24 protein-coding genes and 1 pseudogene are annotated in these 22399 nt (G+C 73.1%); 15 read left to right on the top strand and 10 right to left on the bottom strand.

The genetic code is table 11. From position 1 onward, the window contains the following. Positions 1-3: 3 nt before the first annotated feature. Entirely contained in the window at positions 4-780 is a 777-nt protein-coding gene (locus BMZ92_RS02310; RefSeq protein WP_091503971.1) for an ANTAR domain-containing protein, read from the top strand. A 205-nt stretch (positions 781-985) separates the two neighbouring features. Then, positions 986-2206 carry a lytic transglycosylase domain-containing protein gene (locus BMZ92_RS02315; RefSeq protein ID WP_091503972.1) on the top strand — a complete coding sequence of 407 codons (1221 nt, stop codon included), beginning with the start codon at positions 986-988 and terminating at the stop codon, positions 2204-2206. A 2-nt stretch (positions 2207-2208) separates the two neighbouring features. Here the strand turns inward: BMZ92_RS02315 and BMZ92_RS38530 are convergent, their stop codons facing one another. Both BMZ92_RS38530 and BMZ92_RS02325 read right to left on the bottom strand, forming a co-directional pair. Next, complete coding sequence (locus tag BMZ92_RS38530) at positions 2209-3540, bottom strand: CYTH and CHAD domain-containing protein (protein WP_245782883.1); 1332 nt, start codon at positions 3538-3540, stop codon at positions 2209-2211. A 189-nt stretch (positions 3541-3729) separates the two neighbouring features. Further along, entirely contained in the window at positions 3730-4230 is a 501-nt protein-coding gene (locus BMZ92_RS02325; RefSeq protein WP_245782844.1) for a hypothetical protein, read from the bottom strand. A 96-nt stretch (positions 4231-4326) separates the two neighbouring features. On the opposite strand from BMZ92_RS02325, the gene BMZ92_RS02330 reads away from it, so the two are divergent. From BMZ92_RS02330 to BMZ92_RS02345, 4 genes are all read left to right on the top strand, one after another. Further along, positions 4327-4749, top strand: coding sequence for a DUF5709 domain-containing protein (locus tag BMZ92_RS02330; protein WP_091503974.1), 423 nt, complete (start codon positions 4327-4329; stop codon positions 4747-4749). 85 nt (positions 4750-4834) lie between these two features. Then, positions 4835-5218, top strand: a complete 384-nt coding sequence (locus BMZ92_RS02335) for an STAS domain-containing protein (RefSeq protein WP_091504310.1) — start codon at positions 4835-4837, stop codon at positions 5216-5218. Positions 5219-5302: 84 nt separating this feature from the next. Next, on the top strand, positions 5303-5692 hold the full coding sequence (locus BMZ92_RS02340) for an ATP-binding protein (protein ID WP_177228503.1): 390 nt from the start codon (positions 5303-5305) through the stop codon (positions 5690-5692). 85 nt (positions 5693-5777) lie between these two features. Continuing rightward, entirely contained in the window at positions 5778-7418 is a 1641-nt protein-coding gene (locus BMZ92_RS02345) for a PP2C family protein-serine/threonine phosphatase (protein WP_177228504.1), read from the top strand. 8 nt (positions 7419-7426) lie between these two features. On the opposite strand, the gene BMZ92_RS02350 is transcribed toward BMZ92_RS02345, so the two are convergent. The 3 genes from BMZ92_RS02350 to alr are packed head-to-tail and all read right to left on the bottom strand — an operon-like array spanning position 7427 to position 10407. Then, positions 7427-8095 carry a hypothetical protein gene (locus tag BMZ92_RS02350; RefSeq protein WP_091503976.1) on the bottom strand — a complete coding sequence of 223 codons (669 nt, stop codon included), beginning with the start codon at positions 8093-8095 and terminating at the stop codon, positions 7427-7429. 49 nt (positions 8096-8144) lie between these two features. Continuing rightward, a complete protein-coding gene (locus BMZ92_RS02355) occupies positions 8145-9269 on the bottom strand; it encodes a D-alanine--D-alanine ligase family protein (protein WP_091503977.1) in 1125 nt (374 codons plus the stop codon). Next, complete coding sequence (gene alr, locus BMZ92_RS02360; RefSeq protein WP_342743450.1) at positions 9262-10407, bottom strand: alanine racemase; 1146 nt, start codon at positions 10405-10407, stop codon at positions 9262-9264. The genes BMZ92_RS02355 and alr overlap by 8 nt, the downstream gene beginning before the upstream one ends. A gap of 411 nt (positions 10408-10818) precedes the next feature. Between alr and BMZ92_RS02365 the strand changes: the two genes are divergently transcribed. After that, positions 10819-11784, top strand: coding sequence for a magnesium transporter CorA family protein (locus tag BMZ92_RS02365; protein WP_091503979.1), 966 nt, complete (start codon positions 10819-10821; stop codon positions 11782-11784). Here the strand turns inward: BMZ92_RS02365 and BMZ92_RS02370 are convergent. After that, positions 11688-12488 (bottom strand): CDP-alcohol phosphatidyltransferase family protein, encoded by an 801-nt coding sequence (locus tag BMZ92_RS02370; RefSeq protein ID WP_091503980.1) that lies wholly within the window; start codon positions 12486-12488, stop codon positions 11688-11690. The genes BMZ92_RS02365 and BMZ92_RS02370 overlap by 97 nt on opposite strands. Positions 12489-12513: 25 nt before the next feature. Between BMZ92_RS02370 and BMZ92_RS02375 the strand changes: the two genes are divergently transcribed. From BMZ92_RS02375 to BMZ92_RS02395, 5 genes and pseudogenes are all read left to right on the top strand, one after another. Then, complete coding sequence (locus BMZ92_RS02375; protein ID WP_091503981.1) at positions 12514-13491, top strand: zinc-dependent alcohol dehydrogenase; 978 nt, start codon at positions 12514-12516, stop codon at positions 13489-13491. 1 nt (position 13492) lies between these two features. After that, positions 13493-13891 carry a 6-pyruvoyl trahydropterin synthase family protein gene (locus BMZ92_RS02380; RefSeq protein WP_091503982.1) on the top strand — a complete coding sequence of 133 codons (399 nt, stop codon included), beginning with the start codon at positions 13493-13495 and terminating at the stop codon, positions 13889-13891. Continuing rightward, positions 13888-14916: a glycosyltransferase family 4 protein gene (locus tag BMZ92_RS02385; RefSeq protein WP_218153372.1), complete on the top strand. Its 1029-nt coding sequence runs from the start codon at positions 13888-13890 to the stop codon at positions 14914-14916. Before BMZ92_RS02380 ends, BMZ92_RS02385 begins: the two co-directional genes overlap by 4 nt. Beyond that, on the top strand, positions 14913-15713 hold the full coding sequence (locus BMZ92_RS02390) for a methyltransferase domain-containing protein (RefSeq protein WP_218153373.1): 801 nt from the start codon (positions 14913-14915) through the stop codon (positions 15711-15713). Before BMZ92_RS02385 ends, BMZ92_RS02390 begins: the two co-directional genes overlap by 4 nt. Before the next feature lie 23 nt (positions 15714-15736). Further along, positions 15737-16477 (top strand): annotated as a pseudogene (locus tag BMZ92_RS02395) (lysylphosphatidylglycerol synthase domain-containing protein); the annotation flags it as partial. 87 nt (positions 16478-16564) lie between these two features. Here the strand turns inward: BMZ92_RS02395 and BMZ92_RS02400 are convergent. Continuing rightward, positions 16565-17260 carry a creatininase family protein gene (locus BMZ92_RS02400; RefSeq protein ID WP_091503985.1) on the bottom strand — a complete coding sequence of 232 codons (696 nt, stop codon included), beginning with the start codon at positions 17258-17260 and terminating at the stop codon, positions 16565-16567. Between the two features lie 52 nt (positions 17261-17312). Here BMZ92_RS02400 and ribA point away from each other — a divergent pair, with 52 nt between their 5' ends. Both ribA and BMZ92_RS02410 read left to right on the top strand, forming a co-directional pair. Then, complete coding sequence (gene ribA / locus BMZ92_RS02405; protein WP_091503986.1) at positions 17313-17951, top strand: GTP cyclohydrolase II; 639 nt, start codon at positions 17313-17315, stop codon at positions 17949-17951. Next, positions 17944-18741, top strand: coding sequence for an inositol monophosphatase family protein (locus BMZ92_RS02410; protein WP_091503987.1), 798 nt, complete (start codon positions 17944-17946; stop codon positions 18739-18741). The genes ribA and BMZ92_RS02410 overlap by 8 nt, the downstream gene beginning before the upstream one ends. Positions 18742-18747: 6 nt before the next feature. Here BMZ92_RS02410 and BMZ92_RS02415 read toward each other — a convergent pair whose 3' ends face one another. Further along, positions 18748-19350, bottom strand: coding sequence for an alkaline phosphatase D family protein (locus BMZ92_RS02415; protein WP_245782845.1), 603 nt, complete (start codon positions 19348-19350; stop codon positions 18748-18750). A gap of 330 nt (positions 19351-19680) precedes the next feature. After that, a complete protein-coding gene (locus BMZ92_RS02420) occupies positions 19681-20307 on the bottom strand; it encodes a hypothetical protein (protein WP_091503988.1) in 627 nt (208 codons plus the stop codon). A 374-nt stretch (positions 20308-20681) separates the two neighbouring features. Here BMZ92_RS02420 and BMZ92_RS02425 point away from each other — a divergent pair, with 374 nt between their 5' ends. Next, complete coding sequence (locus tag BMZ92_RS02425) at positions 20682-21956, top strand: MFS transporter (RefSeq protein ID WP_218153374.1); 1275 nt, start codon at positions 20682-20684, stop codon at positions 21954-21956. Between the two features lie 34 nt (positions 21957-21990). On the opposite strand, the gene BMZ92_RS02430 is transcribed toward BMZ92_RS02425, so the two are convergent. Beyond that, the gene (locus BMZ92_RS02430) at positions 21991-22332 is read right to left on the bottom strand and encodes a nuclear transport factor 2 family protein (protein WP_091503989.1); all 342 of its coding nucleotides are present in this window, start codon (positions 22330-22332) and stop codon (positions 21991-21993) included. Between the last annotated feature and the right edge of the window lie 67 nt (positions 22333-22399).

Raw genomic sequence — 22399 nt, forward strand, 5'->3', positions numbered from 1 at the left:
AGTATGGGAGCGGTGACCAGCGAACAGGAATGGGTCGCGGACCGGGCCCGGTTCGCGGAGGACGACGAGGACTGGGCCGGCCCGCTCGCCGAGCAGTTCGCCGAGGTCGGACGCCTGCTGCTGGCGGGGAGCACGGTCGCCGAGGTGCTGGAGCGGGTGGTGACCGCGGCGAAGGCGGTCGTGCCCGACGCGGACTTCGTGAGCGTGACGCTGCGGGCGCCGTCGGGGATCTACACGACCCCGGTGCGCACCGACGCGCTCGCCGACGAGCTGGACCAGTTGCAGTACACCCACCGCGAAGGCCCGTGCGTCGAGGCGACGCGCACCCCCGGTGCGGGCCTGGTCGGGGTCGACGACCTGACCCAAGGCTCCCCGTGGCCGCGCTGGGGTCCGGCCGCCGCGAGGGCCGGGGTGCACAGCGTGTTCTCCGTCGGGCTGTTTCCCGCCACACCACCGAGGCTGGGCGCGCTCAACTTCTACTCGCGGCGCCCGTACGGGCTGGCGGGGCTCGACCGGCAGCTGGCGATCGTCCTGGGCGGGTACGCGGCCACCGCGCTCGCCGCCACCGAAGCGGTCACACCCGCGCAGCTGGAAGCCGCGCAGCTGCGCGAGGCCTTGCAGAGCCGGGACGTCATCGGCCAGGCGAAGGGCATCCTCATGCAGCGGCAGGGGATCGGCGCGGAGGAGGCGTTCGACATCCTGCGCCGCACTTCACAGGATCTGAACATCAAGCTCGTCCAGGTGGCGACGCTCCTGGTGAACCGGCGCGGAGAACTGTAGCGCTCTACCAGAAAATCCGCGTCCTGTCAGGTTTGTTGTCCGGTTGTCCGGCACTTTCGTACGAAAGTTCAGCGGCGTCGCCGTAACGCGCGGACGAACGGAAATTGACGCGGTACAACCGGTTCCCTTGGGGCGGCGGGGTTTATATCATCGGCCGGGCCGGGTGACGGACACCGGCGACGAACCTATGCGGGGGAGCGGGAAAATGGGACGTGCGGAACGCCGGGACGCCAAGCGGCGGAGCGGCAGAGCGCAGGCGCCCAGGGCGAAGGCCGGTGCGCTGGCCGCGGCCTCCCTCGCGCTCGTGCCGTTCCTCGGGGGCGGCGGCGTTCCACTCGCGATCCAGTCCACTGTGGACGCTCCCGTGCTCGATGCGGACGGTCAGGTGCCGCAGCAGCCCGCGCTGAGCCCGGAGGTCCTGGCCGCGGCCGGTGACCCCGCGATGCTCGCGCAGCAGCTGCCGTCGTTCGCCGACGTGCCGCTGAGCACGCTCGACGCGCCGGTCGTGGGCGCGCTGGGCATCCCGGAGTCGGCCCTGCGCGCCTACCAGCGCGCGGAGCAGGAGCTGGCCAGGCTCGCGCCGGGCTGCCACGTGAGCTGGTCGCTGCTGGCGGCCATCGGCCGCGTGGAGTCCAACCACGCGAGGGGCGGCCGCGTCGACGGCCGGGGCACCACCGTCAACCCGATACTGGGCCCGATCCTCAACGGGGTCGGCTTCGCGGCCGTCCCGGACACCGACGGCGGCGTGTACGACGGGGACACCCGGTGGGACAGGGCCGTCGGGCCCATGCAGTTCATCCCGGGCACGTGGCGGAACTACGCCTCCGACGGCAACGGTGACGGGGTCGCCGACCCGGGCAACCTGTACGACGCCGCGCTCGCCGCGGGGAAGTACCTGTGCGCCGGAGGCGGTGACCTGCGTGACCCGCAGCAGCGGGCGCAGGCGGTGTTCCGGTACAACCACTCGGACTCCTACGTCCGCACGGTGCTGCTGTGGGCCGACGCGTACGCCCGCGGCGCCAGTTCCGTCCCGGACGGGCAGCTGCCCGCCGGGCCGGTCGCGGGCTCCGCCGCGCTGCCCGGTCCCGTCGTGGAGGCCCCGCCGGCACCGGTGACCCCGGAGGCCCCGCCGTCCGCGCCGGTGACCACGCCGCCGCCGTCGAGCGCCCCGCCGGCGACGACGTCCAGCGCCACGAGCACCACGTCGTCCTCGTCCTCTTCGAGGACCACCACGACCACGAGCTCGTCGAGCAGCACCACCACGACGACGACCACGACCACCACGAGCAGCAGTGGTGGTTCGACCACGCCGCCGCCGACCTGCCCGCCGCCGTCGTCCACTTCGGACAGTGCGACGCCGACCACCAGCACCACGCCGACGAGCACGACGGCACCGTCCACAACGAACACCCCGCCGCCCTGCTGAGGTCAGGGCGCGCCGAGGCCCTTCCAGAGCCGCGAGAACCGCTCGTGCAGCCGGTGCCCGCAGTCGAGTTCCCGTTGGTAGAGCACGCCGAAGGTGAACGCGCCCTCGTCGCCGGCCAGGTCGCGCAGCGCCTCGCGCGCGACCACGGAGTCGTGGTGCTCGCCGAGCACCTTGGTGAGCGCTTTCACCTCGCGCTGCCAACGCTGTAAGCGCTTTCCGGCGACCGGCACGACGACCTCGGCCGCGTACCGCGCCCGCTTCGCCTTCTTCCGCACCTCGTGCAGCCCCGCGTCGAGCTCGGGCCCCGGGGCCAGTTCGGTGAGCCGGGCGACGTGGTCGGCGAGCCTGCCGTGTGCGCGCTTCAGCGCCTGCTCCAGCTCGGCGCGCGCGGGTGCGTTCGCGCGCTCGGTCAGCGGCGGCTCGGCCAGCAGGCGGTCGAGCGACTCGAACAGCGCGGCGTAGCGCCCGCTGCGGAGTGCGGTGCGCACCCGCTCCCGCGCCTCCGCCGTCCGCTGCTCGAACCGGGACCGCAGGCGCGCGGGCGCGTTCGCGACCACCGCGGCCTCGGGCAGGTGCGTGAGCTGCCCGGAAAGGTGCTCGTACAGCACTTCGGTGTCCCGCGCGGGGGAGAGCTCCCCGGCCGCCCACTTCAGCTCGGCGGAGAGTGCACGGGTGGCGTCGCGATCGAGCACCCGCCGGAACACGGTGAGCGCGGACCGCGTGCGGCGGATGGCCACCCGGAGCTGGTGCACGGCGTCCCCGGCGTCCCGCCGGACCCGCTGGTCGTGCTCGCGGATCGCCGCGACCTGCGCACGCAGGTAGGCGAGCACCACCTCTCCCGCCGTGGCGCGCCGGCCCGGCGCCGGGGGCTTGTCGGGCAGGCGGGGCGCGATCACGCGCCGGAGCTTCGACGGCCAGTACGCCGGGCGGGCCCCGGCGGCGATCAACGCGTGCGCGAGGGTGCCCAGCAGCTCCGGCGGCGCACCCGGGGCCAGCTCGACCTCCAGTTCACGCCAGCCGTCGAGGTGCAGGACGTCCCCGGCCAGCTCACCCGCCACCTGGTCGTCGGCGAGGGTGGCGAGCACGGTGCCGTCGGCGTCGACGAGGTCGTGGCTGCGCCGCACGGTTTTGAGGCGTACCACCGCGGACAGCTCCCCGTCGCCGAGCTGCGGCCGCACGAGTTCGGCGAGCTGCGCGGGCACGGCGGTGCCCTCGTCCAGCGGGAGGTGCAGCTCTTCGCGGGCCCCGTCCGGTCGCGGCAGCTTGAGGTGCCAGCCCTCGTCCGTGCCGCCGGTCCGGCGCCGCAACGTGATGCGGGCGCGGGTGAGCCGCAGATCAGGGGTGTCGAAGTAGGTGGCTTCGAGGGTCGTCTCGACGGGGTCGCGCTGGCCGCGACCGGCCCGGTCCCGGCCAGCCGGGGTACCGGCTGGTCCGGGTCGAGGTCGAACTTGCGCTCCCGTTCCACCACGCTCACCGGTGCCGTCATGGTCCCGGCTTCCCGGCGCGCACGGTGCGGAAACTCCTTACGCCCGTGATCCCTTGACGGTGTTGATGTACTCGTTCGACCCGCCGATGTAGGAGAAGACCAGCCCCACGGCGGCGGCGAGCACGCTGAGGTACCCGACGATGGTGCCGTGGCCCGCGGTCAGCGAGATCACCTGCAGCACCGTGAACACGGTCAGCGTGATGCGGGCCCAGTTGCGGCCGGCGCGGAGCTTGAACGCGAGCCACAGGTAGATCAGGGCGATCACGATCGCGATGACGACGAACGCGGTGACGGTGATCTGGGCGGTGGTGGAGATCTGGTCCTCCGTCAGCCGCGCCGTGTTGTTCCGCCGCAGCTGGTCGGCGACCTCGTCCTTGCTGCCGAGCAGCAGCAGCGCGGACACGAGGCTGATCACCGTGGAGAGGAGGAACGCGCAGAACGCGATGTTGATCGACGACGGCGGCTGGGGCCTGGCGGGCGGAGCGGTGCTCTCCCCACCGGAGGGATAGGCCTCGTAAGGGCCCGGTGACTCGGTCATGCGGGGAAACTTAGAGTACCGCCGGCGGGACCGCAGTCCCTTTCCGCCGCCGGCCGGAATCGTTATGTTCGGCCTGAGCTACCACGAGGAGCACCGATGGCCGACTGGCCCGATGACAACGATGACGACGTCTTCGAGCAACTCGACGGCGACGACACACTGGAAAGCGGACGCCCCGCCGACCCGCTCGACGAGGGCTACACCGCGGCCGAGCGGCCGTGGGCGGTGCGCGACTGGGGCACCACGCCGCGCGAGGAGGAGACCGGCGAGGGGCTGGACCGGCGGCTGGCCCGCGAACTGCCCGAGAACGCCGACTACGACGGCGACGGTCTCGGTGACGCGGGGGACACTGACGGCGAACTGCTCGACGACGAGGTCGGCACGTCGCGGGCCGGGCGGCTGCTGGCGTCCGACGGCGGCGACACCGAGCTGTGGGCCACCGACGTGGGCGTCGACGGTGCCGGGGCCTCGGCGGAAGAGGCCGCCGTGCACCTGGTCGACGAACCCGAAACCTCCTGACCGCGCCCCGTCCACCGTGGACGGTGCGCGGCCGGTCCGCAGGACGGGATGGCCTCCGGGGGCGCCACCGGGCATGATGTGGCGCATGGCCAGCGATCCGGTGTTCTCCGGCGAGTCCCAGCGGGACGACGACGGCGCGGACGGCGTGGTGACCCTCGAGCGGGAGGGTGACGCCGTCGTGCTGCGGGTCACCGGTGAGCTCGACCTCGCCACCGCCCCGAAGGTCCAGCAGAAGACCGACGCGGCGCTCCGCGAGCGGCCACCGGTGCTCGTGATCGACCTGACCGCGGTCACGTTCCTGGCCTCGGCCGGGATGGCGGTGCTGGTGGCCGCCCACCGGCAGGCCGCTCCCGGCACGGCGGTCCGCGTCGTCGCCGCCAGCCGCGTCACGTTGCGGCCGCTCCAGCTGACGAAGCTCACCGCCGAGCTGGCCGTGTTCCCGACCACGGAGCAGGCGCTGGCGGGCTGACCGCCGGCGCCGCGGCGAAAGGGGACGAGGCCCATCGACTCCGGAAGGCACCGGGCGTCCTCCGCGGCCCCGGAGCTGCGCGCCGTGTTGCCGGCGCTCGCGGAGAACGCGAGCGCGCTCCGCCGCGCCGTCGACGACTGGGCGCGGGCCGTGCGGCTGCCGCCGGAGCTGGTCGAGGCGGTGAGCCTCGCGGTGTACGAGGCGATGGCCAACGCCGTCGAGCACGCCTACCACGGGCGCGAACCGGGGGCGCTGCGGGTGCACGCGGTGATCACCGGCCCGCCGGGGGACGCGGGGACCCTCGTGGTGCGGATCGAGGACGACGGCGAGTGGCTGCGGCCGGGCTCGGTGGACGGGCTGCGGGGCCGTGGCATCCCCTTGATGGAGGCGCTGGCGGGAGTGGTGGAAATCGCCGCCACCCCGGACGGTACGACCGTGACCCTTTCCTGGCCCGTCGACGGTTTCGTGGGGTAGGGGGACGCGTTCCGGTACCGGTGGTGACCCTGCGTGGGGCTGGGCCACCGATTAGGGTGAGGGCGCCGGAGGAAGGAGTCGTCAGGTGGCCGACCACCTCGCGTCGTTCGGGCTGTCGGCCGCACTGCGGCTCGCCGCCGCGCTCCGGCGGCTCGACCCTGCCGCCGCAAGGCCCGCGGCCGCCGTCGCGACCACACTGCGGGACGGTTTCGGCGATGCCCTGACTGGCGTGCGGGTGTTCGTGGGCGACCGGTGCGAAGGTTTCGCGGGCTCGGCGGATGGACCTGTCGCCGGCGAGTTCTCCGGTGCACTGCGCGACGGGCAGCGCTTCCGCGTCGAACTGCTGGCGCCGCGCCCGGCGCCCGGATCCGCGCGGGCGGAGTTCCCGCTGCTCGCCGAGGCCGTCCGCGGCGTGCTGGACGGGGACGACAACGCGACGCTCGGGGACGCCGCCGCGGCCCGCGTCGCCGAACTCGAGACGACGGTGCGCCGGCTGCGCAACGAGGCGGCCGTCGTGGACTCCCTGCACACGGTCGGCCGCAGGCTCACCGCCCAGCTGGAGGTGGACGCGCTGGTGCAGGACGCCACGGACGCGGCGACCACGGCCACCGGCGCCGCCTTCGGGGCGTTCTTCTACAACCTGATCGACGAGTACGGCGAGTCCTACACCCTGTACACGCTTTCCGGCGCGCCCCGCGAGGCCTTCGCGAACTTCCCGATGCCGCGCAACACCAAGGTGTTCGGCCCGACCTTCGACGGGGTCGGCACGGTCCGCAGCGACGACATCACCCGGGATCCGCGCTACGGCCACAACGAGCCCTACCACGGGATGCCGGAGGGGCACCTGCCCGTGCGCAGCTACCTCGCCGTGCCCGTGATCGCCCCGTCGACGGGGGAGGTGCTGGGCGGGTTGTTCTTCGGGCACGACCAGCCGGGCCGGTTCGACGAGCGCGGCGAGTACCTGGCGGAGGGCATCGCGGGCTACACCGCCATCGCGCTGGAGAACGCCCGGTTCTTCGCCAGGGAGCGCACCATGGCGAGCGAGCTGGCGCGCAGCATGCTGCCCGTGCTGCCGGAACCGGCGGGACTGCGGATCGTGTCGCGGTACCAGCCGGCCGCGACGGGCTCGAAGGTCGGCGGCGACTGGTTCGACGTGATCGAGCTCGGCGGGCACCGCACCGCGTTCGTCATCGGCGACGTCGTGGGCCGGGGCGTGACCGCCGCGGCGATCATGGGCCAGGTCCGCACGGCGATCCGGTCCTGCGCACTGCTCGACCTCACGCCGTCGGAGGTCCTGCGCACCGTGTCACAGCTGGTCGGGACGACGCCCGGCGCGTCGTTCGTGACGTGCTTCTACGCCGTGCTCGACCCGGGGGCGGGCACCCTCACCTTCGCCAACGCCGGGCACCTGCCCGCGGTGCTGCTGCACCCGGACGGGGCCGTCGAGCAGCTGGGCGAGGCGCTCGCGATGCCGCTGGGCGTCGGCGCGGACTTCCCGCAGCTGAAGTGCGCTTTCCCGCGGGACACGCGGCTGGTGCTCTACACCGACGGGCTCATCGAAAGCCACACGCGGGACCTCACCGAGGGGATCGAGGTCCTGCTGGGCAAGCTCGGCAACCTGGCCGTGAGCGCCGACGTCGAGGCGGCCTGCGACGAGGTGATCGAGAGCCTCACCGGCGGCCGCCACGACGACGACGTGGCGCTGCTGTACGTGCACTACGAATAGCGGCGGGCTCAGGGGGTGGCGGCGACCTTCTCCAGCCGGGCCTTGGCGTCGGCCAGCGGCTGCACGGGGGTGCCGTCGGCGGGCGGCTCGGTCGTCCCGGTTTCGGCCTCGGCCTTGGTTTCGGTCTTGGTTTCGGCCGGCTCGGCCTCCGGCTGCCGCGGCTTCGGCGCGGTCTCCTCCAGCCGGTCGGTCACGCGGTCGACGGTCTCGCCGATCTTGAGCAGCTGCGCCATCAGGTCCTTGCGGGTCTCGCGCAGGCGCGTGACCTCCTCCTCGGCCCGCTGGATCATCCGGCGGGACTCGTCGGCCGCGGCCTTGGCCGCCTGCTCGCGGAAGCGGCGGGCCTGGTCGGCCTCGTGCTCGACCGCGGCGCGGATCCTCGCGGCGTCGAGCTCGGCCTGTTCCCGCAGCTCCTCCGCCTCCGATTCGGCCAGCGCGATGATGCGCTCGACCCTGGCGCCGATGGTGCCGGAGCCCGCGTGCTCGATCGGCACGCCGGGGTCGGCGCCCAGCTCGGCCAGCCGCTGCTCGGCTTCCCGCAGCGCGGCCGCCTGGCGCTCGAAGCGGACCCGCACGGCCCGGACCCACTCGTCGACGTCCTGCCGCCGGTAGCCGCGGAAGGAGCCGGGGAACTCGGGCCGGAGGTCGAACTCGTCCGAAGCGGTGGTTTCAGCCATGCCCCGATCCTCAGCCGAGGACCGGCGCCCTGCAATCCGGTGCCGCCGGTTACCGCCCGTTCGATGGAAAACGCGCGTTCCGGTTTGCGGGACCCAGCACCGCGGTGTCCACTGCGGACTCCTCGTGGTACCACAGCGCGGCGTCGACCAGCGCGTCGATCAGCCTCGGGTAGCTCAGCCCGGTCGCGTCCCACATCGCCGGGTACTGGGAGTGGCTGGTGAACCCGGGGAAGGTGTTGACCTCGTTGACTACGAGGCCGCCGTCCTCCCCGACGAAGAAGTCCACGCGCAGCAGGCCACGGCAGTCGAGCGCGCGGAAGGCCCGCAGCGCCTGCTCGCCCATCGCGGCCTCGATCGCCGGGTCGATCGACGCCGGGACGTCGAGCACCGTGGAGGCGTCCGCGTATTTGGCCTGGTAGTCGAAGAAGACCTCGCCGGTGAGGATCTCCAGCGGCGGGCTGACCCGCAGGCCGCCACCCGGCACCTCCAGCACGCCGATGTCGACCTCGCGGCCGGGGACCGCGGCCTCGACGAGCACCTTGCCGTCGCTGAGCCGGGCGGTCGCGAGCGCGGCGGGCAGCTCGTCCCAGGACGCGACCTTGGAGACACCGAGGCTGGAACCGGCGCGGGCGGGTTTGACGAACACGGGCAGGCCGAGCCGTTCGCGGTCGGCCTCGCTCAGCTCGTCGCCGGGCCGCAGCACCGCACCCGGCGCGACGGCGAGCCCCGCGCCGGTGAGCACCTTCTTGGTGAACTCCTTGTCCATGCCCAGCGCGCTCGCGAGCACCCCGTTGCCCAGGTAGGGCAGGCCGGCGAGGCTCAGCAGCGACTGGACGGTGCCGTCCTCGCCGTAGGGGCCGTGGAGAGCGGGGAAGACCAGGTCGGCGGCGGACATCGCGGTGAGCGCGGCGGCGATGCTCGCCGCGGGGGTGGCGGTGGTGTCCTCCGGGAACGTGGTGCGCAGCCAGTCGAGCGCGTCCTCCGAACCCCGGCCGGCGAGCGCGGGCTCGTCCTGCCCGACCGTCCAGCGGCCGCTGGGCTGGATCTTGACCGGCACCACGTCGTAACGCCCGCGGTCCAGGTTGACGAAGATGCTCGCGGCGGACTGGCACGAGATCTCGTGCTCGCCGCTGCGCCCGCCGAACAACACGGCGAGGGTGATCCGGTCAGCCACTGCGCAACTCCTCGGTCGATGTCGCCGGCACCGGCAGGCCGACGTGGCGGCGCGGCACCCGGGCGCCGATCCCGGTGAAGATCTCGTGCGGGATCGTGCCGGCCCACTCCGCCCACTCCGTCACGGTCGGCTCGCCCTGCCCGCCGGGCCCGAACACCAGGACCTCGTCGCCGGGACGCGGGCTGGACTCGCCGAAGTCGACGACGAACTGGTCCATCGCGATCCGCCCCGCGACGGGAAAGCGCCTTCCGCGGCACCACACCTGGGCCCGTGGCCCGGCCGAGCGGGGCACGCCGTCGGCGAACCCGAGCGGGACGAGGCCGAGCGTACTGGGGCAGGACGTCCGGTAGTCGTGCTCGTAGGACACACCGCTGCCGGCGGGCACCCGTTTCACCAGCACGAGCCGCGCCCGCAGGGTCATGGCGGGACGCAGCCCGTAGGTGCGGTTGACGTCGGGCTCGATGCCGTACAGGCCGATACCGGGCCGGACGAGGTCGTAGTGCGTCTCCGGAGCGCCGAGCGCGGCGACCGAATTGGCCAGGTGCCGGACGCTGGGCCGCAACCCGGCGCCGGTGGCGACGCCGAGCGCGTCCCGGAACCGCGCGACCTGGGCGGACAGACCGGGCGCGGTCGAGTCCTCGCCGTGGATGAGGTGTGACCAGACGCCGCGGACGCGGACGCGGCCCTGCCGTTCGAGCTCGGCGGCCCGGCGGACCAGCGCGGGCCAGTCCTCGGCGACGGCGCCGTTGCGGTGCAGCCCGGTGTCCGCCTTGAGGTGCACGGTCGGGACGAGGCCGTCGGCGAGCACGGCGTGGAGGTGCTCGAGCGAGGACACCGACAGGTCCACCTGGGCGGCGATGGCCTCACGCAGGCCCGCGTCGTGGGCGTGGAGCCAGCTCAGCAGCGGCGCGTCGACGCCGGCGGCGCGCAGCTGGAGGGCTTCCCCGCAGGTGGCCACGCCCAGCCAGGTCGCTCCGGCGGCCAGCGCGGCACGGGCGGTGGCGAGCGCGCCGTGGCCGAACCCGTCGGCCTTGACGACCGCCATCACCTCGGCGTTCGTGGCGGCGGCGAAGACACGCGTGTTGTGCGCGATGGCGCCGAGGTCCACGGTGGCCTCGGTCATGACGTCGCCTCGCACTCGGGTGAGGGTGGTCCCGGGGCAGGGGAGCGGCAAGGAAAACCCGGCGATCTTGCCTGTCCGGGACACGTGGCGAAGCGAACGGGCACCCTTGCCGCCAGGTGCCGTCCCCCGCGCGGGCGAGCGCGGGAGTTGCCCGGCCCGCCGCCGCCGTGGTTGATCACCAATGGGCGCCTGGATCGGGGGAGAGCGTGACCGCGAGTCGCTCCTCTCGTGAGCGCGGGCGGCGCGGTGGCCGCTCGCGATCTTGTTGTCGGTCCGCATCGCGCTGCGCGGCCACCTGCGGAGGTGCTCGCCGCGCCGCCGCGGGTCACGCTGACAGTCGCCCCGCCGCGCCACCCGCCGGTCCGTACGTCGAGCACCCCGCGCCGTGAAGCACGAGGTTGTGCCGGCAGCCTTACGCTGGCGTCCATGACCCGCACGCGCGCGTACCGCAACGGGGTCCTCGAAGCCGAGGACTTCCCGCCGGAGGAGCTCTCGACGTACCTGCGGGACACGGGCGTGACCGTCTGGCTGGACCTGTGCGCGCCCGGCGAGGCCGACCTCGCGGTGGTGAGCGAGGAGCTGGGCCTGCACCGCCTGGCCGTGGAGGACGCGGTGTCCGAGCACCAGCGGTCCAAACTGGACCGTTACGACACGCACTCGTTCCTCACCGCGTGGGGCGTGCGGCTCGAGAACGGGGTGCTGGCGGCCGACGAGGTGGACGCGTTCATCACCGAGCGCGCGCTCGTGACGGTCCGCAAGTCCGAGGACTTCGACATCGAGGCCGTCGTGGCCCGCTGGGACTCGGCGGCGGAGCTCGCGAAGAGCGGGGTCGGGTTCCTCGTGCACGGCCTGCTCGACTACGTCGTCGACGGCTACTTCGAGGCCGTGCAGTCGCTCGACGACCAGATCGAGGGGCTGGAGGACTCGGTCTTCGCCGACAAGGTCGACCACCGGGACATGCAGCGCCGGTCGCTGCACCTGCGCAAGAGCCTGGTCAAGCTGCGGCGGGTGGTGCTGCCGATGCGGGAGGTGGTGAACTCCCTGATGCGGCGGGACGTCGGGCTCGCGGACGAGACGATGACCCCGTACTTCCAGGACGTCTACGACCACGTGCTCCGCGCGTCGGAGTGGACCGAGTCGCTGCGGGACCTCGTCACCACGATCCGCGAGACGCAGCTGGCGATCCAGGGCAACCGGCTCAACATCATCATGAAGAAGCTGACGGGCTGGGCCGCGATCATCGCCGTGCCGACCGCGATCACCGGCTTCTACGGGCAGAACGTGCCCTACCCCGGCTACGACCAGTGGTGGGGCTTCATCGTGTCCACGGCGGCGATCGTGGTGATCGCCGGTGCGCTGTACGTGCTGTTCAAACGCCGCGACTGGCTCTGAGCCCGCCACAGCCAGTGCACGTCGCGCCCGAACGACCAGGTCAGCAGCGCGAGCGCGGCCGCGGCCACGGCAGTCCCGGCGAGCGTGGGCAGCACGCCGGAGCACACGGCGACGAGCAGGATCCCCTGCAGCGCCGCGACGGTCTTGCGGGCGCGGCTCGGCGGCAGGGCCGCCCGCAGCCACGGCAGCACCCACGCGGCCGCGACGAAGCCGTAGCGCATCGCGCCGATCACCAGCACCCACGCGCCGTGCGTGAACGCGGCCTGCACGCTCAGCACGAGGATCAGGAAAGCGTCGACCTCCATGTCGAACCGCGCGCCGAGCGCGGAGACCGTGTTGGTGCGCCGGGCGACCTGGCCGTCCACGGCGTCGAGCAGCAACGCGACCGACGCCAGTGTCGTGAACACCGCCACCGGCTGCGCGCCGCCGAGGCGGTCGGCTACCAGCGCCGTCACCCCGCCGACGAGCACCGCGCGGGCGAGGGTGACCAGATCGGCGGGCCCGAGCGCGGTGACGCGGGCGCGGCGCTGCGCGGACGCGAGCAACGCCAGCATTGCGGCCGCGAACGCGGCACCGGTGAGCCAGCCCGCCGGGCCCAGCCCGACGGCCGCGGCGAGCCCGGCGAGCAGCAGCAGCTGCGCTCCCGCCGCCGCGGTCTGCTCGGATGCCGCGACGGCCGTGCTGTACTGAGCCCGAGTGATCATCGTGCCCCTTCCTGGGAGGTCTTCCATGACACGAAGCGCACGGGCGTTCTGGTTCAACCCGCCGGGACGCGGGGAGATTCGGACCGCCCAGGTGGGCGAGCCGGGCCCCGGTGAGGTGCTGGTGCGCACGCGCTACACGGGCGTGAGCCGCGGGACCGAGTCGCTGGTGCTGCGGGGCGGGGTGCCGGAGAACCAGTACGAGGTGATGCGCGCGCCGTTCCAGGAGGGCGAGTTCCCCGGCCCGGTGAAGTACGGCTACCTCAACGTCGGCGTGGTCGAGGCGGGTGAGCCGGAGCTGCTGGGGCGCACGGTGTTCTGCCTGTACCCGCACCAGACGCACTACGTCGTCCCCGCCGCCTCGGTCACCGTCGTGCCCGACACCGTGCCGCCGGAACGCGCCATCCTCGCGGGCACGGTGGAGACGGCGGTGAACGCGTTGTGGGACGCCGCCCCGCTCGTCGGCGACCGCATCGCGGTGGTGGGCGCGGGCATGGTCGGGTCGAGCGTGGCCGGGATACTGGCGCGGTTTCCCGGGGTGCGGCTGCAGCTCGTGGACCCCGATCCGGCGCGGGCGGAGATCGCGAAAGCCTTCGGCATCCCCTTTGCCCGGTCCGAGGACGCCGCGGGGGACTGCGACCTCGTGGTGCACGCCAGCGCCACCGAGGCGGGGCTCGTCCGGTCGCTGGAGCTGCTCGCGCCGGAGGGGGAGGTGATCGAGCTCAGCTGGTACGGCGACCGGCGGGTCAGCGTGCCGCTGGGGGAGTTCTTCCACTCGCGGCGGCTGGCGGTGCGGGCCAGCCAGGTCGGGGCGGTGTCCCCGGCGCGCCGGTCCCGGCGGACCTTCGGCGACCGGCTGGCGCTCGCGCTCGACCTGCTCGCCGAGCCCGCCTTCGACGTGCTGATCACCGGGGAAAGCGGTTTCGACGAGCTGCCCTCGGTGCTGCCGCGGCTCGCCGACGGTGAGCTTCCCGCGCTGTGCCACCGGATTCGCTACGGTTCGTGAAATGTTCGCCATCACCGTCCGCGACCACGTCATGGTCGCCCACAGCTTCCGCGGCGAGGTCTTCGGCCCCGCGCAGCGCCTGCACGGCGCCACGTTCGTCGTGGACGCGACCTTCCGCCGCGCCGAACTGGACCAGGACAACATCGTCGTCGACATCGGACTCGCCACCACCGAGCTGAAGGCGGTGCTCGCCGACCTCAACTACCGCAACCTCGACGACGAACCCGATTTCCGCGGGATCAACACCTCCACCGAGTTCCTGGCGAAGGTGATCGCGGACCGGCTGGCCGAGCGGGTGCACGCCGGGGCGCTGGGGGAGGGCGCCCGGGGGCTGTCCGGGATCGCGGTGACGCTGCACGAATCCCACGTGGCCTGGGCGAGTTACGAGCGGACGCTGTGACCGCCGTGCACGTCGTGCTGCCCGGCGACGTCGACGACGCGACGGTGCCCAGCGGCGGCAACCGGTACGACCGGCGCCTCTGCGAGGGCCTGCCCGGCGTGCACGAGACAGCGCTTCCCGGTTCGTGGCCGAGGCCCGCGTCCACCGCGGGCCTCGCCGCCGCCCTCGCCGCGGTGCCCGACGGCGGGGTCGTGCTGCTGGATGGCATCGTCGCATGTGGACTGCCGGAAGTCGTGGTACCGCAAGCACAACGGCTCCGGATCGCGGTGCTCGTGCACCTGCCGCTCGCCGAGGAGACCGGGCTGGAGCCCGGCGTCGCGGCGGATTTGGACAGGCGCGAGCGCGAGACGCTGCACGCGGTCGCGGCCGTCGTCGTGACGAGTCAGTGGACGGCGCGGCACCTCACGGAGAAACACGGCCTGTCGCCGGAAAAGGTTCACGTCGTCGAGCCGGGCGTGGACCCGGCGCCGCTCGCGCGGGGCACCGACGGCGTCTCACACCTGCTGTGTGTCGCGTCGGTGACACCTCGCAAGGGACAGGACCTGCTGGTGGAGGCGCTGGCGAGCGTCGAAGGCAGCTGGCGGTGCGTGTTCGCCGGACCGTTCCGGCGCGACCCGGTGTACGTGGCGCGGGTGCGGGAGCTGATCGCGACACACGGGCTCGGCGAACAGTGCATCCTCGCCGGGCCCCTGACCGGGCAGGCGCTTGAGGATGCCTATGACGCGGCAGATCTCGTCGTGCTGCCTTCGCGCGCGGAAACCTACGGCATGGTCGTGACCGAAGCGCTCGCCCGGGGTGTGCCCGTGCTCGCGACCGACGTCGCGGGTATCGCGGAAACCCTGGCGGGAGCGGGAATCGTGGTACCGCCCGGTGACGCCGGGGCGCTCGCGGACGGCCTGCGAACGTGGTTCGGTGACGCCGGGAAGCGCCAGTCGCTTCGCGACGCCGCCCGCGTCCGCCGTGGCATGCTGGCGCCGTGGACCGAGACCTCGCGCCGCATGGCGGCGGTGCTGGCCCGGCTGTGACGCCGGGTTTCAGCCCGGACTGGCTGGCACTGCGGGAAAAGGCGGACGCGGCGGCGCGAGCGGCCGAACTCGTCGAACCCCTGCTGGCGGTGCTGCCGCCGGGCCCGCTGGTGATCCACGACCTCGGCTGCGGCACGGGGTCGATGGCACGCTGGCTCGCCCCGCTGCTGCCGCGCGCGCAGCGGTGGGTGCTGCACGACCGCGATCCCGTCCTGCTCGCGCACGCGGCGAAGAGCGTCCCGGTGCCGGTGGAAACGCGCGCCGGTGACCTCACCCGGCTCCGCGCGGCGGACCTGGCGGGCGCCTCCCTCGTCACCGCGTCGGCGCTGCTGGACCTGCTCACCGCCGACGAGGTGGAGGCGCTCGCGGACGCCTGCACGGGCGCGGGCTGCCCGGCGTTGCTGACGTTGTCGGTGGCCGGTGAGGTCGAGCTGAGCCCCGCCGAGCCGCTGGACCTGCGCTTCGCCGCCGCCTTCGACGACCACCAGCGGCGGACGGTGGACGGCAGGACGCTGCTCGGGCCCGACGCGGTGCGGGTCGCGACCGAGGCGTTCGTGCGCCGCGGCGCGGTCGTGCACAGCAGGCGCAGCCCGTGGCGGCTCGGCCCCGGTGAACTTTTCCGCGAGTGGCTCCGTGGATGGGTTGAAGCGGCGTGCGAACAGCAGCCCCAGCTGCGACCGCACGCCGCGGGATACCTGAGTCGCCGGCTCGGCAGCGAGGCCGTGGTCGGCCACGTCGACCTGCTCGCGATCGGTGGTGCGCCTTGTTCCCCAGACTCTGGCCCTGGCTCCGGCTGATACTGGCCGCCGGCATCCTCGGGGTGCTGGCCTGGCGGCTGGGCACGGCCGCCTTCCTCGACGGGATCAGGGCCGTCGACGGCACCGCCGTCCTCACCGCGCTCGGACTGGGCGTGCTGACGACGGTGTGCAGCGCGGCGCGGTGGTGCCTCGTCTCGCGTCGCCTCGGGCTGCCGTTGGGCCTGGGCACGGCCGTGTCGGACTACTACCGCGCCCTGCTGCTCAACGCGGTGCTGCCTGCCGGGGTGCTGGGCGACGTGCACCGCGCCGTGAGCCACGGCCAGGCGACCGGGCAGGTCGGGCGCGGGGTGCGGGCGGTGTTCCTGGAACGGTTCGCCGGGCAGGCGGTGCTCCTCGTCGCGGCCCTGGCGGTGCTCCCGGCGGTACCGGGCGGGCTGGTGTCGGTCCAGGCATTGGGGTTCGCGGGGGCCGCGGTCACGGTGCTGGTCGCGGCACTGGTGTGCTGGGTGAGGTTCGGGCGCGGTACCTCCCGCGTCCGCAAGGCCGTGGCCGACACGCTGACCGACGCGCGGGCGGCGTTGCGCGGACCCGGAGTGGCGTCGCTGTCGGCGGTGACGCTCGCCGGCCACGTCACGATGTACCTCGTCGCCGCGCGGGCGGCGGGGGTGACCGCACCCGTCGCCCAGCTCGTGCCGCTGGTCGTGCTGGCGCTCCTGGTGATGGCTGTTCCGGTGAACATCGGCGGGTACGGACCGCGGGAAGCGTTTTCCGCGGTCGCCTTCGGCGCGGCCGGTGTCGGCGCGGCGGCGGGGGTGACGACCGCCGTGGTCTACGGCGTGCTCACCCTCGTCGCCGCGTTGCCGGGCGTGGTCGTGTTGTTCACCCGCAGGTCAGGCGAACAGCGCCAGGTGGTCGCCGAAGGCGTCGGCGAGCGCCGCGAGCGCGTCCCGGCCCTTCTCCGCGGACGCCAGGGACGGGTAGCCGATCACCCCGGACCGCGTGTACGCCGCGACGCCGAGCGTCAGCAGGTGGCGGCGGTCGGGGGCCGGTGAGTCGGCCGTCTCGAAGCCGGGGCGGACGGCCTCGGGGAAGGCGTGCAGCAGGATCGACGTCTCCAGCTCCCCGGCGTGCATGTCGGTGTCCGCGGTGGTGCTCAGCCCGGCCGCGGCCCGCGCCGCCTCCCACTCCGGCAGCCCGGGGAACAGGCCGAGCCTGCCGCGGCTTTCCTGCACCACGTTCGCGAGCACGTAGTTGCCGCCGTGCCCGTTGACCAGCACCAGGTGCGGAACCCCGCTGTCGCGCAAGGAATCGGCGATGTCGGTGACCACCGCGTACAGCGTTTTCGCCGAGATGCTCACGGTCCCCGGCCAGGCCGCGTGCTCGTGCGAGCAGGAGATCGTGAGGGGCGGCAACAACCGCACGGGGTGTGCCGCGGCGATTTCCGAGGCCAGCGCGCACGCGATCAGCGTGTCCGTGGCCAACGGCAGGAAGTCGCCGTGCTGTTCGAAACTCCCCACCGGCAGCACGGCCACCCCGCTCGCCCGGTCGCGGAACTCCGCGCTCGTCGTGAACGGCAACAGGTCCATCAGTCGTGTATACCGGGAAAAGCTGCCCGGACACAGGGAACAGGGGGAAGCAATGCCCGACCCGATCATCGCCCGCGAGGACGTCGCGGAGTCCGAACTGGTGACGCGGCGCGGCCGGTTCTCCGCGGTCGCCTTCCGCCACGGCGGCCACGAGCACATGGCGCTCGTGCACGGCCGCGTGCGGTCCCGTGAGGACGTGCTCGTGCGTGTCCACTCGGAATGCCTCACCGGGGACATCTTCGGCGCGCTGCGGTGCGAGTGCGGCGAGCAGCTCGGGGCCGCGCTCGACGCGATCGTCCGCGAGGGCAGCGGGATACTGGTGTACCTGCGCGGGCAGGAGGGCCGCGGGATCGGGCTGGTGGCGAAGGTCCGCACGCACGTGCTGCAGGACGAGCAGGGACTGGACACGGTGGACTCCGCGACGAGCCTCGGCCTGCCGGTGGACGTGCGGGACTACACGCCCGCCGCGGTCGTGCTCGCGTACCTGGGCGTGCGGTCGGTGCGGCTGATGTCGAACAACCCGGACAAGATCGCCTCGCTGGAGGAGCACGGGATCCGGGTGACCGAACGGGTTCCGCTGCTGATGCCGCCGAGCGAGAACAACATCGCGTACCTGAAGGCCAAACGCGACCGGCTCGGGCACGACCTGCCGCAGCTGGACCGGTTCGCGGTGGGGGAGCGGCATGGCTGACGTCGCCGGGCTGCTGCCGGTGGCGCGGGAGGCGGTGGCGGTCGCGCGGCGGATCGTGCTCGCGCGGGCTCCGGTTTCGGTGCGCAGCAAGGGCGACCGGGATCCGGTGACCGATGTGGACCTCGCGGTGGAGGACGCGGTGCGCGAGTTCCTGTCCCGCGAGACGCCGCACCTGGGAGTCCTGGGGGAGGAGCACGGGCGGTCCGGCGCGGCGGACGGGGCGTGGTGGGTGCTGGACCCGGTGGACGGCACCGCGAACTTCGCCCGAGGCATCCCGTTGTGCGGCGTCTCGCTGGGGCTCGTCGACGGACGGCGTGCGGTGCTCGCCGCGATCGACCTGCCGTACCTGGGCGAGACGTACTCCGCTGTGGAGGGCTCCGGCGCGTACGCGGGGGAGGAGCGGATCTCCGCGTCCACAGCGGCCCAGCTGTCCGACGCGATGATCGCCGTCGGGGACTTCGCGGTCGGGGAAGGGGCGGAGGTCAAGAACCAGGCGCGCCTGCGGCTGCTGGAGCACCTCGGCCGCCGTGCCCAGCGGATCCGGATGCTGGGCACGGCGGCGGTCGACCTGGCGTGGGTGGCTTCGGGGCGGCTGGAGGCCGCGGTGATCCTGGCGAACCTGCCGTGGGACACGCTGGCCGGCGTGCTGCTGGTCCGCGAGGCGGGCGGGTTCGTCCTGGACGGCGACGGCACCGAGCACACGGTGGAGTCGAGCGCGACGATCGCCGTCTGCCCGGCTCTGCGCGAAGACCTGATGAAGTGTATAACGCCATATACCGCACGGGTTTGACGCGACTCATCGTGGCTGGGCACCCCGGCATCCGGCTTCCAGTTCAAAACTCGCGACGACGCAGACCGAAGCCTGCGGCCGGGACACGCGGTCGAACTTCCGGTGCGGGTTGGCCCGCAGTAGTGCGGCGGCGCCCGGCGGGTGGTCGATCCCGTCGCCTTCGGAGCTGATGGAGGTGCCGACGAACTCGGTGGCCACCACGGGCGAGGTGGGATCGTCGAAGTCGGCGTGCACGTCGGCGACGAAGTTGCCGTGGGCGTTGTGGAACAGCCAGTCCTTCTGCGGGGCACCGAGCATCGTGTGTGCCGGGCTGCGGTACTGGCGGGTGTCCAGGACGTGGAAGTCCACGAGGTCCCCGAGCACCAGCCTCCGGTGGATCCGGATGTCCGGCCCGGTGGGGCGCTGGGCGCGGCGCAACGGCAGGTGCTCGTAGTACGCCTGGAAGGCCGCCGCCCGGCGTGCACGGAACTCGCCGCGCGGTATGCCGGTGTCGGAGTGGTCGCCGGCCCAGTTGTTCTGCACCTCGTGGTCGTCGAACACCGCGATCCACGGGAGGGCCGCGTGGGCCGCCTGGAGGTTCGTGTCGGACTTGTACTGGGCGAAACGCACCCGGTAGTCGGCCAGTGTCCGCAGTTCGCGCGGGGGAGGTGCCCGCGCCCGATGCCGCCCTGCGAACCGCCTTCGTAGATGTAGTCGCCGAGGAACACCACCAGGTCCAGCTCCTCCTCGGCGAGGTGGGCGTGGGCGGTGTAGTTCTCCGAGGCGCGGATCGCGGCGATGACGTCCTCGCGCCAGCAGATGGCCCAGCGCGGGCAGTTGTTGCAGGGCCTGGCGTGCCGACAGCGGGCAGCCGCAGGTTGGCGACCCTGGCCTGCTCGGACGGCGCGGCGGACACGGGCGGCAGCCCGGTCGGGCCGCCCGGCCCCGGATCAGGGGGGATCAGGACGCGGGGAGGCGATAGACGTCGGTGCGCCACAGCTGCGCGGTCTCGTCCAGCTGCGTCCAGTCGTCAGCGCGGCGGAATCCCCGTTCGGCCAGCGCCGCGTCGACCTCGGCGGCGGTGGCAGCCGCAGGGACAACGAGGTCGCCACCGCGCGGCTGGCCCTCGACGACCACGGCCTCGCCGTGGCGGCGATTCCAGTGCGTGGCGAACCGGTCCGGTTCGACGACGGGCCCGGCCGGCATGTCGGCGATCGCGGTCAGCCACGATACGCCGAGTTCCTTCAGGCGGACGTCGTCGGGCTTGCCGTCCAGCTCCAGCACCTGGTTCTGGGTGAACAGCGGATCGCCGTCGGCGTCGCAGCCCACGGTGAACAGCCCGAGGTCGGCGACGTAGGTGCAGCTCGTGCCGATCCACTCGTAGGCAGGTTCCTCGTAGACGGTGAACCCGACCGCGGGGGCTTTCTCGATCAGCGCGTGCGCCAGGACGATGGCGCTGCCGCACGGGAAGCTGGCGGCGGTGTACCGCTCGGCCAGGTGCAGGGTCGTGTTGTCCGCGGCCTCGTCGTAGGCCAGGTCGTACTCGGCGAGGGTGTCGAGCACGGTGCGCACGCGGTGCGGCGGCACCGGAGGTCCAGTCGCCCATTTCGGATCCGCTGGGCGGCACACGACCGTTCAGCGCGGCCCGCGGCACACCGGCTGCCGAATCCCTGGGCTTCCTCGCCAGCTGGACCAGTGAGCAGACCGGCAGTCAGCGGCGCCCGTAACGCCCGGCCCGGCCCCCAGCGCGCCGTAGTAGCGGTGGCTCGCCGCGAGGCCGGCGAGCAGCAAGCAGGGTCCTCATCGGACCGACGCGCGGCCTGGCGTCCTACGGACACGCCCGCACCGGCAGCGTTCTGAACGCTCCTCCGGTGCGGGCCGGAAAAGGACTGGGCGGCTTCCAGCAGCCGGTGCTACGGTCGCGGCTCCCCGAGCCACGAAGGCCGATCCGGAGGTACTGCATGCTGCGAGGACTCCTGCCCGGTACGGCACCGCTGCGGAGTTCCCGGGATTTCCGGTTGCTGTGGTGCTCCGGGTTCGTCACCTCGTTCGGGACCGTGCTCACGTTGCTCGCCATCCCGGTGCAGATCAAGGAGATCACCGGCTCTCCGCTCGCGGTCGGCCTGCTGGGCACGGTCGAGCTCGTGCCGATGGTCGTCTTCGGGCTGTACGGCGGGGTGCTCGCCGACGCCCTCGACCGGCGGCTGATGGCGGTGGTCACCGAGCTGGTCCTCGGGGTGCTCTCGGCCGGGTTGCTGGTGAACGCGTTGCTGGACCGGCCCCTGCTCTGGCCGTTGTACGCGGCCGTCAGCGCAGCGGCCGTGGTGCAGGGGCTCCAGGGACCGGCGCTGACCGCGATGGTGCCGCGGCTGGTGCCCGCCGACCTGATGGCCGAGGCGATGGCGCTGAACTCACTGCGCGCCAACATCTCCGCGATCGGCGGCTCCGCTGTCGCCGGCGTGCTGATCTCCCTGCTCGGTCTGCCGACCGCGTACCTCGTCGACGTCGTCACGTTCGCGTGTTCGGTGCTGCTGATGCTCCGGGTGCGGCCGCAGCCGGTCACCGGTCACTCGTCGGCGCCGTCGCTGAGCCCGCTGGCCGCGGGAGTCCGGTACGCGCTGGCCCGGCCCGTGCTGGTGGGCAGTTACTTGGTGGATCTGGTGGCCACCGCGCTGGCCCTGCCGTTCGCGCTGTTCGCGTTCCTCGCCGCGGATCTCGGCGCGGATCTCGGCGCGCCGTGGACGCTGGGCCTGATGTTCTCCGCGACCGCCGCCGGTGGTGTGCTCGCGGCCGCCACCAGCGGATGGGCGGCGCGGATCCGGCGGCACGGCGTGGCGACGCTGCTCGCCTCCGCCGCCTGGGGGGTGGCGGTGGCCGGTGCCGGGCTCAGCCCGTGGTGGCCGCTGACACTCGGCGCGCTCGCGCTCGGTGGTGCGGCCCACTTCGTCGCCGACCTCTTCCGCGGTGTGCTGTGGAACCACCTCGTCCCGGACCGCTTGCGCGGTCGCCTGGCGGGCATCGAACTGCTGGTCGGCTCCGCGGGCCCGCAGCTGGGCGACTTGCGGGCGGGCGTGTTCGGCGGTTTTCTCGGCATCCGGCGCGCGGTGTGGACCGGCGGGCTGGCGTGCGTCGCCGGAATCGGCATGGTCGCCGCGGGGGCCCGGGCGCTGGTGCGATACGAGTACGAACCGGCCGAATGCGAGGCCGGGCGGCTTTGTTCCCCGGTGCCGGATTGAGCCATTTCCGGCTCCCGGCGTCAGGTTGTCCCGCTCAACCGAGGCCGGTCGGGACCAGGCTCGCGGTGAGGGTGGGATCCCAGTAGTCCCGCCAGGTGATGCCCTTGCCGTCGCGGATCCGGACGACGTCGGCGTAGCGCACCTCGTAGGGCTGCTGGGTGGGTGTGACGGCGCCGTCCACCACGAACTCGGCGATGATCACCTTCCGGTCCGTGGTCTCCAGGATCGCCAGGTCGCGCACCTCGTGGAAGTCGGGGTAGTTGTGGATGTGGCTCCAGATTTCGTCGCGGCCTTCGAGGCGCTTCGGCCAGCCGTCGGGGGCGAACGGGTGCTCCATCACGGCATTCTCGGCGGACACGTCGAGGAAGGCCGTCATGTCCTTGCTGAGCAGGATGTCGAGTGCGCGACGGAAAGACGTCGGCGGGGCCGTCGGCCATGGTGCG

Origin of the sequence: Amycolatopsis sacchari (genome assembly GCF_900114035.1) — a bacterium.
GTDB classification, from domain to species: Bacteria; Actinomycetota; Actinomycetes; order Mycobacteriales; family Pseudonocardiaceae; genus Amycolatopsis_E; species Amycolatopsis_E sacchari.

What these genes read in the sequence shown, in the direction of transcription:
- BMZ92_RS02370 (WP_091503980.1), bottom strand. Translation starts at nt 12,488, where the DNA reads ATGATCACTCGGGCTCAGTACAGCACGGCCGTCGCGGCATCCGAGCAG.
- BMZ92_RS02400 (WP_091503985.1), bottom strand. Translation starts at nt 17,260, where the DNA reads ATGGACCTGTTGCCGTTCACGACGAGCGCGGAGTTCCGCGACCGGGCG.
- BMZ92_RS02425 (WP_218153374.1), top strand. Translation starts at nt 20,682, where the DNA reads ATGCTGCGAGGACTCCTGCCCGGTACGGCACCGCTGCGGAGTTCCCGG.
- BMZ92_RS02430 (WP_091503989.1), bottom strand. Translation starts at nt 22,332, where the DNA reads ATGACGGCCTTCCTCGACGTGTCCGCCGAGAATGCCGTGATGGAGCAC.
- ribA (WP_091503986.1), top strand. Translation starts at nt 17,313, where the DNA reads ATGCCCGACCCGATCATCGCCCGCGAGGACGTCGCGGAGTCCGAACTG.
- BMZ92_RS02315 (WP_091503972.1), top strand. Translation starts at nt 986, where the DNA reads ATGGGACGTGCGGAACGCCGGGACGCCAAGCGGCGGAGCGGCAGAGCG.
- BMZ92_RS02375 (WP_091503981.1), top strand. Translation starts at nt 12,514, where the DNA reads ATGACACGAAGCGCACGGGCGTTCTGGTTCAACCCGCCGGGACGCGGG.
- BMZ92_RS02335 (WP_091504310.1), top strand. Translation starts at nt 4,835, where the DNA reads ATGGCCAGCGATCCGGTGTTCTCCGGCGAGTCCCAGCGGGACGACGAC.
- BMZ92_RS02380 (WP_091503982.1), top strand. Translation starts at nt 13,493, where the DNA reads ATGTTCGCCATCACCGTCCGCGACCACGTCATGGTCGCCCACAGCTTC.
- BMZ92_RS02325 (WP_245782844.1), bottom strand. Translation starts at nt 4,230, where the DNA reads ATGACCGAGTCACCGGGCCCTTACGAGGCCTATCCCTCCGGTGGGGAG.
- BMZ92_RS02350 (WP_091503976.1), bottom strand. Translation starts at nt 8,095, where the DNA reads ATGGCTGAAACCACCGCTTCGGACGAGTTCGACCTCCGGCCCGAGTTC.
- BMZ92_RS02410 (WP_091503987.1), top strand. Translation starts at nt 17,944, where the DNA reads ATGGCTGACGTCGCCGGGCTGCTGCCGGTGGCGCGGGAGGCGGTGGCG.
- BMZ92_RS02330 (WP_091503974.1), top strand. Translation starts at nt 4,327, where the DNA reads ATGGCCGACTGGCCCGATGACAACGATGACGACGTCTTCGAGCAACTC.
- BMZ92_RS02310 (WP_091503971.1), top strand. Translation starts at nt 4, where the DNA reads ATGGGAGCGGTGACCAGCGAACAGGAATGGGTCGCGGACCGGGCCCGG.
- BMZ92_RS02365 (WP_091503979.1), top strand. Translation starts at nt 10,819, where the DNA reads ATGACCCGCACGCGCGCGTACCGCAACGGGGTCCTCGAAGCCGAGGAC.